This window comes from Vibrio diazotrophicus, assembly GCF_038452265.1.
In the GTDB taxonomy this organism is placed as follows: Bacteria; Pseudomonadota; Gammaproteobacteria; order Enterobacterales; family Vibrionaceae; genus Vibrio; species Vibrio diazotrophicus.
On the sequence record NZ_CP151842.1, the window covers coordinates 690,332 to 704,025 of the forward strand.

Annotated in this window: 9 protein-coding genes and 1 pseudogene; 6 read left to right on the top strand and 4 right to left on the bottom strand. The window is 41.8% G+C overall.

Annotated elements, in window-relative coordinates:
- Positions 1-33: 33 nt before the first annotated feature.
- Complete coding sequence (locus AAGA51_RS03140; protein ID WP_042489622.1) at positions 34-645, bottom strand: peroxiredoxin C; 612 nt, start codon at positions 643-645, stop codon at positions 34-36.
- Between the two features lie 198 nt (positions 646-843).
- On the opposite strand from AAGA51_RS03140, the gene AAGA51_RS03145 reads away from it, so the two are divergent.
- From AAGA51_RS03145 to AAGA51_RS03165, 5 genes and pseudogenes are all read left to right on the top strand, one after another.
- Entirely contained in the window at positions 844-1,749 is a 906-nt protein-coding gene (locus AAGA51_RS03145) for a hydrogen peroxide-inducible genes activator (RefSeq protein WP_042489624.1), read from the top strand.
- A 671-nt stretch (positions 1,750-2,420) separates the two neighbouring features.
- Complete coding sequence (gene aceB, locus AAGA51_RS03150) at positions 2,421-4,058, top strand: malate synthase A (protein WP_042489627.1); 1,638 nt, start codon at positions 2,421-2,423, stop codon at positions 4,056-4,058.
- Between the two features lie 111 nt (positions 4,059-4,169).
- Positions 4,170-5,474, top strand: a complete 1,305-nt coding sequence (gene aceA, locus AAGA51_RS03155; protein WP_042489629.1) for an isocitrate lyase — start codon at positions 4,170-4,172, stop codon at positions 5,472-5,474.
- Positions 5,475-5,862: 388 nt separating this feature from the next.
- Positions 5,863-6,971, top strand: a pseudogene (locus AAGA51_RS03160) (EAL domain-containing protein).
- A complete protein-coding gene (locus AAGA51_RS03165) occupies positions 6,972-8,354 on the top strand; it encodes a GGDEF domain-containing protein (protein ID WP_156102086.1) in 1,383 nt (460 codons plus the stop codon).
- Between the two features lie 95 nt (positions 8,355-8,449).
- Here the strand turns inward: AAGA51_RS03165 and AAGA51_RS03170 are convergent, their stop codons facing one another.
- From AAGA51_RS03170 to AAGA51_RS03180, 3 genes are all read right to left on the bottom strand, one after another.
- Entirely contained in the window at positions 8,450-9,508 is a 1,059-nt protein-coding gene (locus tag AAGA51_RS03170) for a type IV pili methyl-accepting chemotaxis transducer N-terminal domain-containing protein (RefSeq protein ID WP_081878776.1), read from the bottom strand.
- A gap of 102 nt (positions 9,509-9,610) precedes the next feature.
- Positions 9,611-11,545 carry a methyl-accepting chemotaxis protein gene (locus AAGA51_RS03175; RefSeq protein ID WP_042489638.1) on the bottom strand — a complete coding sequence of 645 codons (1,935 nt, stop codon included), beginning with the start codon at positions 11,543-11,545 and terminating at the stop codon, positions 9,611-9,613.
- A 288-nt stretch (positions 11,546-11,833) separates the two neighbouring features.
- Complete coding sequence (locus AAGA51_RS03180) at positions 11,834-12,283, bottom strand: CBS domain-containing protein (protein WP_042489641.1); 450 nt, start codon at positions 12,281-12,283, stop codon at positions 11,834-11,836.
- Between the two features lie 253 nt (positions 12,284-12,536).
- Between AAGA51_RS03180 and queA the strand changes: the two genes are divergently transcribed.
- Positions 12,537-13,589: a tRNA preQ1(34) S-adenosylmethionine ribosyltransferase-isomerase QueA gene (gene queA / locus AAGA51_RS03185; RefSeq protein ID WP_042489643.1), complete on the top strand. Its 1,053-nt coding sequence runs from the start codon at positions 12,537-12,539 to the stop codon at positions 13,587-13,589.
- The last annotated feature ends 105 nt before the right edge of the window (positions 13,590-13,694 follow it).

Here is a 13,694-nt window from a genome sequence, read left to right on the forward strand (position 1 = left end):
ATTAACCCGAGTTGAGCGCGGGCTAAGAAGTGATTACTTTTTGCCTAAATCGTCTGAGTGCTCAGATAGGAATGCTGCAACACCTTTAGGAGATGCGTCCATACCTGCTTTGCCTTCTTCCCATTGTGCTGGGCAAACTTCACCGTGTTTTTGGTGGAAGTTTAGTGCGTCAACCATGCGTAGCATTTCGTCGATGTTACGGCCTAGTGGTAGGTCGTTAACAACTTGGTGACGTACTAGACCGTCTTCGTCGATTAGGAAAGAACCACGGAAAGCAACACCAGCTTCTGGGTGCTCAACATCGTAAGCTTTTACGATTTCGTGCTTAACGTCAGCAACTAGAGGGTATTTAACTTGACCGATACCGCCATCAGCGATAGCAGTGTTACGCCATGCGTTGTGAGAGAATTGAGAATCGATAGAAACACCGATCACTTCAACGCCTTTCGCTTGGAAGTCTTCAAAACGCTTGTCGAATGCGATCAATTCAGATGGGCAAACGAAAGTGAAATCTAGAGGGTAGAAGAATACAACTGCTTTCTTACCTTTAGTGAATTCTTTGAAGTTGAATGTATCAACGATTTCACCGTTACCAAGTACCGCAGCAGCAGTAAAATCAGGGGCTTGACGACCTACTAGTACCATTTTTTTGCTCCTAAGCATTAAATTATGATAAGCCGACTCTCATTGTTGTCGGCTTAGTCCATGTATGTACGAGACAAACTATAGTACATTTTCTTAAATAGAAAAAAGCGAATTAAATAGATTAACTTAATCGAAAAAAGCGATAATAGCCCAAATCATAAATCACTGAACCGAAATACCTCAAAGATAATAATTACTATGAATAAATGGCCCAGCTTAAAGCAGCTTTATTACTTAGTGACACTGCATGAAACCCGCCACTTCAGCGAGGCGGCATTACGTTGTTTTGTGAGTCAATCTACCTTGAGCAAAGGCATTCAAAACCTTGAAGAGTTAATTGGTTGCCCGCTGTATGAAAAGAAAGATAAAAAAAGCCCGCTGGTTTTTACGCTTGCCGGAGAGCAAGTAGTAAAAAGAGGGCGAGAGTTGCTCGCTAAAGGACAGGATTTAGTCGAAGTCGGTAAACTGTGTCAAACCGATGCGATGGAAGGGCAACTGAGATTGGGCTGTATCCCGACAATAGCACCGTTTCTGCTGGTGGATTTGGTGCAAGAGGTAAACTTACGCTATCCGAAGTTGCATCTCTTATTACGCGAAGATACCACCACAAACCTGCTTCAGAGTTTGCGGAATGGAGAGTTAGATGTCCTGATCCTCGCTCTACCGATGGATATTGGGAATCTGGAAAGTCGTATTGTCGGTCGAGATGCTTTTCGTATGGTGATCAGCCGTAATCAAGCTGATGCTATTCGTGTTCCCATCAAATACGCAGACTTACCTGATGAGTCTGTATTCTTGTTAGAGAACGAACACTGTTTAACGGAACACGCCGTTTCTGCCTGTAAGTTAACGGAGAAAGAGAAGATTAACCCATTCACAGCAACGAGTTTACATACCTTGGTACAGATGGTTGCGAATGGATTGGGGACGACGTTTATCCCACAGATGGCGATTGAACACGGTCTTCTAGAGAACCAGAATCTTGTGGTCATCGATCCTCCAGGACAGCAAGCTTATCGGGAGATCGGATTAATATGGCGTCCAAGTTCGTCTCGCAGTCATACTTTTAACCACCTTGCGGATTTGCTTTCAGAGATGTTGTAGCGATTAGTCGTATATCCTCCCAGTTGAGGTTTCTGCTTTTAACAGACTTTGAACGCCTTATTCGCTCTCTGCTGAGAAGAAACTTCAATTGGTTCACAAATATAGACGATCATCTTATAGTTAAAACGCACTGGAAATGGTGCGTTTTTTAGTTTTTTATACTTTTTGAATCGCTTTTTCTGTGAAATTTCACAAGACTAAAAATTATGAAGCTTTCATAAAATTGTAAAAATTCACAAAGTTAATTTTACAGTTTTTGTCTTGCTCGGTGTTTAAAGAAAAAACGTTTTTTCCGTCTAAGCTACCACCACTTCTATACTCTTTGATTTTCAAAGCGACTTTGCTGTTGTTTAAAGCGATTTTACACTTCGATTTTTATTGTAATTATATTACGTAATTAATTACATTTTTCTTACTTGCAGAGTGCCTAAAATATCAACCGAACAAAACTTTGAATTTCGCCGATATGTATTTTTTGGCTTTTACTGAACCCCTTTGTAAGTTAGTGTTTGTTTAGGTTTTGTAGACCTATGTCTAGTCTTAAATACGTTGAAGTCTGATGTTATTTGAGGGATTGTATAGACATGGAAAGCAAGGAAGGCTCAACAAATTAAAATTCAATTTGTAGTTTTAAAGTTACAAATGAAATTTTGAATAAAAAGGAAGAAGATATGTTCGCTCAAACGTCAGATTCGAATATCGCTCTCGAGAGAGATGCTAGTTTTTGTTCCCGATTAAAAATTACTGGAGAGCTCAACTCAGAGCACGAAGCGATTTTTCCTATTGAAGCGCAAGCTTTCTTATCGGAACTGTGTGTTCGATATGCAGTAAGAGTCGATGAGTTACTTGCAGAGCGTGAACGTAAGCAGCAAACAATCGATAACGGTCAGTTGCCGGACTTCCTGAGTGAAACCAAAGATATTCGCGAAGGAAGCTGGAAAATCCTCGGCATTCCGAATGATCTTCAGGATCGCCGCGTTGAAATTACGGGGCCAACCGATCGCAAAATGGTGATCAATGCACTGAATGCAAACGTAAAAGTATTCATGGCTGACTTCGAAGACTCAATGTCTCCAGCTTGGGATAAGGTTTTGGATGGTCAAATCAACTTGCGAGACGCAGTGAATGGCACCATCAGTTATACCAACCCAGACAACGGTAAAAACTATCAACTCAAGGAAGACCCAGCAGTATTAATTTGTCGCGTTCGAGGTCTGCATCTACGTGAAAAACATGTCACGTTTGACGGACAGATTATTCCGGGAGCGTTGTTAGATTTCGCTTTGTATTTCTTCAATAACTACAAAGCTCTGTTGAAAAAAGGCAGTGGCCCTTATTTCTACCTGCCAAAACTGCAAGCGTATCAAGAGGCGAAATGGTGGAGTGATGTTTTCCATTTCACCGAAGACTACTTTGGGTTAGAAACCGGCACCATCAAAGCCACGGTACTGATTGAAACACTGCCTGCAGTTTTCCAGATGGATGAAATTCTGTTTGCACTGAAAGAACACATTGTTGGCCTCAACTGCGGTCGATGGGATTACATCTTCAGTTATATCAAAACACTGAAAAAACATGCTGACCGTGTACTGCCTGACCGCCAAGTTGTGACGATGGATAAACCATTCCTCAACGCTTACTCGCGCTTACTGATTTATACCTGTCACAAGCGTGGAGCATTTGCGATGGGAGGTATGGCGGCATTCATTCCAGCCAAAGACCCACAAGTGAATGCACAGGTTCAGGACAAGATTCGCAATGACAAATTGTTAGAAGCGAATAACGGTCATGATGGTACGTGGGTTGCTCACCCTGGGCTTGCCGACACTGCAATGGATGTTTTCAACCAAGTACTTGGTCAACGCAGTAATCAGCTCGACATCAGCCGTATGTCTGATGCGCCTATCACCGCCGAAGAACTATTAGCGCCATGTGAAGGTGTAAGAAGTGAAGAGGGGATGAGACACAACATTCGCGTTGCGCTGCAATACATCGAAGCTTGGATCTCCGGCAATGGCTGTGTACCGATTTACGGACTGATGGAAGATGCCGCAACTGCAGAAATCTCGCGCACATCAATTTGGCAGTGGATACAACACGGAAAGTCGCTGGATAACGGTCAGACCGTAACCAAAGAGCTGTTCCGTCAGTATCTTGCCGAAGAAATTGAAGTAGTGAAATCAGAACTGGGTGAAGAACGTTTTAACTCTGGCAGATTTAGCGAAGCCGCTAAGCTGATGGAGAAACTGACCACCAGTGATGAACTGACCAATTTCTTAACCGTACCGGGTTACGAATATTTAGATTAAGCAAAACTTTATAACCAATAACAACATTAACGTGAAACAAAAATAGTCAGATCAAAATCAGCGAATGCATTACTGATTGCGAAAGGACGCTCATATCAAGAGGGATAGATTATGACACTGACACGCCGCCAACAAATTGAAGCGTTAGAAAAAGATTGGGCAACGAATCCTCGTTGGAACAACGTAAAACGCACTTATACCGCTGAAGAAGTAGTGAACCTGCGTGGTTCAATTACTCCAGCAAATACGATTGCACAACGTGGTGCAGAAAAACTGTGGTCACTGGTTAATGGCAGTGCCAAGAAAGGTTATGTGAACTGTTTAGGTGCGTTAACCGGCGGTCAGGCTGTACAGCAAGCAAAAGCGGGTATTGAAGCGATTTACCTATCAGGCTGGCAGGTTGCTGCTGATAACAACACGGCATCAACAATGTATCCAGACCAATCACTTTACCCTGTAGACTCAGTACCGAGCGTGGTTAAGCGAATCAATAACTCTTTCCGCCGTGCGGACCAGATTCAATGGTCAAATGGTGTAACACCAGAAGAAGGCGTTGATTACTTCCTACCGATAGTTGCCGATGCGGAAGCCGGTTTTGGTGGCGTACTCAATGCTTATGAATTGATGAAGTCTATGATTGAAGCGGGTGCGGCAGGGGTTCACTTTGAAGACCAACTTGCATCAGTGAAAAAATGTGGTCACATGGGCGGTAAGGTATTGGTTCCTACTCAAGAAGCCGTACAAAAATTGGTTGCAGCACGTTTAGCGGCTGACGTAGCGGGTACTACCACTCTGGTTATTGCACGAACTGATGCGAATGCGGCAGATCTGCTTACTTCGGATTGCGACCCATACGATGCAGACTTCATTGTTGGCGAGAGAACCAGCGAAGGTTTCTATCGTGTACGTGCTGGTATTGATCAAGCGATTGCTCGTGGCTTAGCGTATGCGCCTTATGCCGACCTTGTTTGGTGTGAAACCGCGAAACCGGATCTGGATGAAGCGCGTAAGTTTGCTGAAGCGATTCTGGCAGAGTACCCAGATCAACTGCTGGCCTATAACTGTTCGCCTTCATTTAACTGGGAGAAAAACCTTGATCAAGAAACCATTGCTAAGTTCCAGCAAGAACTTTCTGATATGGGGTACAAATACCAGTTCATTACATTAGCAGGCATTCATAACATGTGGTTCAACATGTTTGAGTTAGCACACGCTTACGCTCAAGGTGAAGGTATGCGTCACTATGTTGAAATGGTTCAACGTCCTGAGTTTGCTGCGGCTGAAAAAGGCTACACCTTTGTTGCTCACCAGCAAGAAGTGGGAACAGGCTATTTCGATAAGATGACCAACACTATCCAAGGCGGAAATTCATCGGTTACTGCCCTTACTGGTTCCACTGAAGAAGACCAGTTTTAAAAACCATTGATAATAACTTTTTCTGTGCATGAACTTTGAGCGGCTTCGGTCGCTCTTTTTTATTGGCAAAATAGTTACAAATAGAAATATATTTCGTCGTCAATGTTAGAAGTAGGGCGTAGGAAATTTCTTTTATTATTTTGTATTATTTTTAAGAATGTCATAACTTTATAAAATTCATAAAGTTATAAAAAAATCTAAAATGCCCATTGTTTGACTTTCCCTCTAGCTACATAAACAATCCCAAAGTTCGTCTGTACTTTACAAAGCCTTCGGTTAAGGGAGGCTACGTAAATTTGTTAACATTCACGTTGTAGAAAGTAAATTGATACCAATGAAAGAACTCGCAGCCTTAATTGTCGATGACAACCCAATACAATTAAGTGTAATGGAACGCCAATTAACAAAATTCGGCATCACCAATCTTATGGCCTGTAACAGTGGTCAGGAAGCGTTGCGTGCTGTTTCTGAACATCAGTTTGACATTATATTTAGTGACATAATGATGCCCGAAATGGATGGCATCAGTTTGATTCGTCATCTAGATAATCTTGGTTATCAAGGTGCTTTGGCTATTACCAGTAGTGTCGAAAGCTCTATCGTTTCCTCATTAACGTACATGAGTAAGAAACTTGGTTTTTCCAATGTTTATGAACTGAAGAAGCCTGTTTTGGATTCTGTTTTGGAAGAGATGTTTCAAAAAGAAGCCATCATCAAGAAAACTGCGATTAAACAGAAACTAAAATCGGTTGATATGGAAGAGTTGGTTAATGCTCTACAACAAGGTCAGTTTAAAAACTACTATCAGCCACAGTTAGACTACACCACCGGCAAGATTGTTGGGCTAGAAGCGCTTGCTCGTTGGGTTCACCCGAGCAAAGGTATGATTTTTCCCGATATCTTTATCCCGATGTGCATGACGGAGGAATGGAGTATCACTTGTTCAAAGTTGTTCTCGATAATGTGTTGTCGGATCTTTCTGAAAATCGAATTCAATGTCGTGTGGCAATCAACGTCACGCAGCAAGATCTTGAGATTTCAAGTTTTGCCGATTACCTGTTGGAGCAATGCGCTCATCACGCGGTTGATCCTAGTCTGATAACGCTTGAGCTGACAGAGCAGGATATCTACAACGAATCGATTGAAATGATCACCAATGTAACGCGCATGCGCTTATATGGTGTGGGTATCTCAATTGATGACTTTGGTACTGGTAGCTCGTCTTATCTCAAGCTCTCTCATTTGCCATTTACTGAAATTAAAATCGATAAGAATTTCGTATTCGGCTGTCTGATCGATGCAACAAAGCAGTCGATCATACGCAGCATGTGTACACTTTCTAAAAGTTTACATATCAATCTCGTATCTGAAGGGGTTGAAGATGACGCCACTTGGAAGCTAATGCAGAGTCTGGGTGTGGATGTCTGTCAGGGATATTTGACGGGTAGACCAATGCCAATTGAAGCTCTCAGTCTTTTTGATGTTCATCAGCACTAAGTGGCTCACTACACATCCATGATGCGCTACTTTAAAATCTCAGTTGTTGCTCTTCTTGTTAGCACTTCTCTGTTCTACGCCATTATATCTTTCAATATGGAAAGACTGGTAAACGGGAAATTCACCCATGTTGATTCCATCGTAAAAACGTTAGAAATCAAAAAACAGAAAATGATTCTTCTTGGGCTGCTGGCTGAAACTGAGCGTCAGTTACCTGTGCTAATCAATGATTCAAATCTTGAGGAGTATGAAGTTTACAGTTATGCCGTTGAAGGGCATGAAGAGCTGACAGAAAATGAGCGCACCATCATCCGAGTCATGCAGCTCAGCAATAAGTATGTTCCTTCGCTATTCGATTCCAAAGATGTATTTATGTACTTTCGTTCTTATGAAGGAAAGAAGATTTTTACTCATGAACTGCTCCCTGACTTTCCAATTTCAGAAGAACTTTTCGGTATTGAACGTTGTAGCATAACCGAAACGTGCTCGATATATGCTCGGCCATTTCAATTGATCGATAGAGTCATTGTCTCCCCTGTGTATAAAGACTTATTGTCAGGTGCTTACATTATGTCTATGTCGTCACCGGTAAGAGACTTTTCCACCAAAAAAATCGTTGGTGACTTTGTTGTCGATCTTCACATCCCGGTGTCTTGGGATCATGGTTTAACGTTTAGAACAGAAAAAAACAACAGCTTTAAAAGTACCATATTTGAGCATATGAATATTAACTTTGGCCGTACTTATACCCGTGAACACATCACTGATAATCGAAGTCGGATCATTTATAAACTCTCATCATCGAATATTGCCATTGAATTTTTCTGGCTATGGGCGATTCTCTTTGTTTGTGCTTTCTTTGTTTACTGGAAATGGGACGATTCCCGCTATAGCCGTAATCTGCTTAAGAAAGTGCTTATTTCAGCAAATGAAGACGAACTGACTGGCTTGTACAACCGTAAAATATTCAAAGAAGACGAATTCATTTTTGCAACATCAAATAAGAAAACCAGTGTTATTGCTATTGACGGCAACAAAATAAAGAAAATTAACGATTTGTTTGGCCATGCGATTGGAGATAAAGCGATCAAACATATTGCGGACTCGATGAAAACCGTATTTGCTTATGATGGATATCTGGTTCGAAACGGTGGCGATGAATTCATTGTCGTATTGCCAGATTGTGACATTGAAACTGCTGAAGCACTCGCTGAACAACTGAAAAGTGAAGTCCGTTCGTCTGTTATTGAACCAACGAGTATGCGGGTGTCAGTGGCTACGGGTGTGACTGAAAAACAAGAGTTTGAGAGTATTGAAGCTGCCATTTTACGAGCAGATGAAAGCTTATACCGAGACAAATATCAGCTATCTCGCTCTAGCTAAATACTTTCTATTTACCCTGAAAAGCTGCCTAACAAGGCAGCTTTTTTGTAGCTCGATCTCAGCGTATTGAGTTGAAGTGACAGCTTTAGGTTCCCTTATTTGCTGAATGAATGCAGGTACTTGGCAAAAATAGGAGCAACAGTTTCTAGCAGTGATAGCTTGTATTCACTCTGGCAGCTTAGCGTTCCTACAATGGCATTTTTATACGTCAGCGGAAGGGTATAGAGTAGTTCGCTATTCTTGGTTCCTTGTGACACTGCGATTGACTCTCCTGTGTCTGCGTTTTTCCATTCCAATGTTATAAATGAGACCGCATCCAAATCCTTAATCAGGCTGATAGCTGATTCTAGCTTGTTTTGGTGTGGCTCAGAGTTGAGCAGAATAATCGAGAGCTTGGAGAGCAACACGTTTTCTTCTACTGCCAGCTCCAAGGCTTGATTGTTTTGGCTAAGTGATTGCTCCAACCCTGAATAGATATGTCCCATTTTTTCCGCCATACGATGAAAAGTGGAAGACAGCAGACCAATTTCATTATTGAGGTGGTAATCAAGCGTAATATCGAAGTTACCCTGACGTATGTCTTGGCTCGCATTAGATAATTGAACGATTGGACTAACGACCTTATGGTTAATGTAATGAACAAAGTAAGTCACGATTAGCCCGACGAGTAGTACACCGACACAGCTTGCCCAGATTAAATAGTGAAGTTTGTTTTCTGAATGAACTTGGATGTTACACACCAGTTCATCAATGATATCGACAAAACTTGGAATGATAGGCAAAACTTCTTGCTCTCTTTGTGTGAGCAGCTTTTCTTTGATGCTTTCCCAATGTCTAACAACTTGAAAATAGTGTGTCTTGATCTCGTCAGTCGAGTGCCAGTCTGTTACAGATTTTAGGGCGTCTGAATACAATACTGAGTCATATTTCTCTATGTACTTGAGTTTGTTCTCTGAGTTGTTTGTTGTGATGTCATAAGCAAGACGATAGCTTTGCATTCGTAAAGAACCAGAGAGATTAATAATTTCTGCATCTTTATCTAGAGAGATAAAAATAAGTGCTGAAAAAAGGCTGATCACAGTGCACAGAGCAAAAATGAGTGACATCGAATAGGAAGTTATGCCTGAAATAGATTTGTACTTTTTTAATTTCATAAGGTTGTAACGCAGATACGGATTAAGAGAAACATGACGACTTCGGCAGAAAAACAAACAGCCGGATTAAAATCCAGCTGCTTGCTTTTATCGATTTGAGAATTACTTCAGCTTGAAGAATCGCATCAGCTCAGCCAATGTTACTGACATTTTAGCCAGCTCTTGTGAAGCTTGGTTGCTGTCTGAAACCATGTTGACTGTTTGGTCTACTTTGTCACGAACAACGGTGATACTTTCACTGATCATCTCTGCTGTAGTGCTTTGTTCTTCTGTCGCTGTAGCAATCTGAGTGTTTAGATTGTTGGTTTGAGCGACGCTATCGGTAATCGTTGAAAAGGCCACGTTAGCCGATGCAGACTGTGTCACCGTCTCTTCAAGCATTGTTTGACTAGCATTGATCGACTCTACAACTTGAGAAGTGTTGTTCTGAAGGGTAGTAATTTGACCTTCAATCTTCTCTACCGCTTTTTGTGTTTGCTGCGCTAACTGACGAACTTCATCAGCCACCACGGCAAAACCACGACCTTGTTCACCCGCACGAGCTGCTTCAATCGCTGCGTTAAGTGCCAGTAAGTTTGTTTGCTCAGCGATGTTTTGAATCACGTTCATAACATCACCCACTTCCTCTGTCCCAGTACGTAATGTTGAGATCTCCGTGCTCAGATCGCCCATTTGTTGAGCAAGAGAGCTAATTTTCTCCATAGATGATGACATGACTGCCATGCCTTTGTTTGCTTCTTCTGTTGCAGATTCTGCTTCTTGAGAGGCTGTGTTGGCACCAATGGCTACTTCGTTAATGGCAGCAGACATTTCGTTCATCGCTGTAGCAACTTGGTCGGTCTCTTGTTGCTGTGTCATCGAACTTTGCAGAACTTCGTGGTTGATAGCCGATAGCTGCTCTGAAGCCGAAGCCAGCATTTCACAGTTTTGCGTGATCTCTTCTACGGTGCTGTAGAATTTTTGTTCCATCTGACCTAGTGAATGGCGCATTTGTGCTACTTCATCAGCACCCTCGACAGTGTGGTTAGCGTGTAACTCACCATTTGCCATGCGTTCGATAATAGCTTTGGTCGTATTGATTGGACCTGTGATACTGCGAGTGACCCATTGGCAAATGAGCATAACCAGCGGTATTGAAATCACTAAAGCCATGATGACGGCCATTACCGCATTGTCCGCTAGGTCTGAGACTTGTTGTGCTAATTTCGTTTGGCTCTTAAATGAGCTCTGCTTAATGTCTACGATATTATTTGTGATTTGGTTGCCTAAATTAGCTAGGTTTACATACCAAATTTCATTACGTTGACTAATGATTGAAAATATCTCTTTGATATTTCGGTTAAATTCATCCACTTGTTTAATGACGGTGCCATTGCGGTATTCAGGATATGATTTATCAAATTCGACCATCATTTTTTGTAGTTGACCAAATGCACTTTGGTAAAGTTCAAAGTCTTTCTCATCGTTGTCAACGAGGAAGTTAGTAGCGTGTTGCAGCGCGATGGTAAATTGATATTCCGTTTCAATCACACTTTCAAAAAGGTCCATATTGATGCTTGCGCTGTTGTTACGAAGTTGACTGATATGCTGTTGTAGCTCTTCGGTCACAGACTGGTTCGCGCGCACAAGTTCATTTCTGCGCTGCATTAAATTTTTTACTTCATTCAGTTCAGCTTCGTACTGATTGACACTATTTTTCATGCCAGTAAGAAGTGTCACCTGCTGCGGATAAATGCTGTTAGCGATCTCAGTTTGAATAATGCTTTCCGTTGCCTTGAGTTCGTTAACTGCATCGTTGAAGCTTTTATCGTCGCCGCTAGCGCGGAAAGTCAAAGCTCGAATGCGTGCCGTTAGCATGTGTTCTTGAACGTTACTTGCTTGAATGGCGTTTTGGTTTACTTGTCTGAAATCATTGAAATCAGATTGAATGTTTTTGATCGCAAACGCTGCAACCCCTGAAATGATCAGAGTTGAAAGCGTCGTAAAGGCAATGATTAAGTATATTTTATACGATACCTTGGTGATTCTATTAAGCATGTGTTTCTTCTATGTGGACAAACGGAATTAGCCAAATTTTATACAACTAATCACTATCATCCAAAAATGCCAATAGTTGAGTAAGTGTTATAATATTTTGTTTTATATAGATAAATTTGTTTTGTGTGACATAACCACAGGTCAAAAAAAAACAATCCTACATCTGTGAAGGGAACTGTCTGACAAGGGCTGGGGTTTGTAAGGTAAGGCAGAGAAGTAAAGGTTAATATTATTGAATATTAACCTTTCATAAATGATGAGAAAGGGGCTGATTAAACGAAAAGATCGTTATAGATCATCTTCAATTTCTTCAGGTTCTACTTCTTCTTGCAACTCAAGAAGACTCACTGCAATGGAGACAAAGTCGCTATCGGTAATAATTCCGACTAGTTCTCCTTTAGCGAGGACAGGCAGGCAGCCCACTTTGTGTTTCTGCATGTACATGGCACTTTCTTTTAGCCCTGCTTGCGGAGAAACAGACATCACTTGTGTATGCATGATTTCATAAAGCGGAGAGTCGTCCGTATACGAAGTGGTGCTTGAGGTTTTTTGCAGACTCGATTCTTGTGCGGCCAGTATGTCTCTTTGTGTTACTACACCAAGTAACCTTTTATTTGCATCGACAATAGGAATGTGTCGAATATCTAACGCTTCCATCATGTGTTTGGCATCAGAGAGTGTGTTTGAACGCAGTAATGTGTGTGGATTACGAGTCATCATGTCTTCGACTTTAATCATATCCAACTCCTATCTCTTCAGGCTTGTAATAACGCGTTGGTTCTTGTTTAAAGCATAGTTTTTCTGCGGACAAATATCTGAGAGCTTGACCACTTTTATCTCGAATTGAGCGAATTCATCGTTGATTACAAACTATTGCTGATTCATTGGCGGTTAGTGGTGCACAATCCTGTATCTTGATGTGGCTTAGGTATATACTACCGCGCCGCGAAAAGATTCATCGCTAAACCCTGAAGAGAACGAATATACAGTCATGCAAGTTTCAGATTTTCATTTTGAACTTCCAGACGAGCTGATCGCTCGTTACCCAAAAGCAGACCGTACAGCCAGCCGTTTGCTGCAGTTGAACGGTAATACTGGTGCATTAACCGATAGCACCTTTAAAAATGTGCTCGACCTGGTAGAACCGGGTGATCTTTTAGTGTTTAACAATACCCGTGTTATTCCTGCTCGTATGTTTGGCCGTAAAGCCTCGGGGGGCAAACTCGAAGTATTGGTTGAGCGTATGCTTGATGAGCACACGATTCTTGCTCATGTTCGCTCTTCTAAGCCACCAAAGCCGAATACAGAATTGTATTTGGGTGAAAATGATGAATACCATGCAGTGATGGTTGCGCGTCATGATGCGCTGTTTGAAATTCGCTTTACGGACGAAAAAGCCGTATTGGAAATTTTAAATGACATCGGTCATATGCCATTGCCACCTTACATCGATCGACCAGATGAAGATGCAGATAAAGAACGTTACCAAACGGTTTATAACCAGAAGCCAGGCGCGGTAGCTGCGCCAACGGCAGGTCTGCATTTTGATGAAACACTGCTTGAGCAAATCAAAGCTAAAGGTGTTGAGTTTGCTTATGTCACTTTGCATGTAGGGGCTGGGACATTCCAACCTGTTCGTGTAGACAATATCAACGATCACCACATGCACGCAGAATACGTGGAAGTACCTCAAGAAGTGGTGGATGCGATTGCTGCAACCAAAGCTCGTGGCGGTCGTATTATTGCCGTAGGCACAACGTCTGTACGTTCTTTAGAAAGTGCTGCGCAAGATGCTTTAAGCAAAGGTACTGAGTTGGTTCCTTTCTTTGGTGACACTGAGATTTTTATTTTCCCAGGTTATCAATATCAGTTAGTGGATTGTTTGATTACCAATTTCCATCTACCTGAATCAACGCTAATTATGTTAGTAAGTGCATTCGCAAGCTATGAACATACTATGGCGGCCTATGAGCATGCTGTGAAAGAACAATACCGTTTCTTTAGTTACGGTGATGCAATGTTCATTACCAAGAGAACTATTTGAAGCGAAAAGCGTCATACTCTTGATTTATATTTGAAGCTATCTGGACACTTTTCCGGGTAGCTGTTTGTACCTAGGCTAGTGTTAATTTAATGCTGGGTGTAGGTA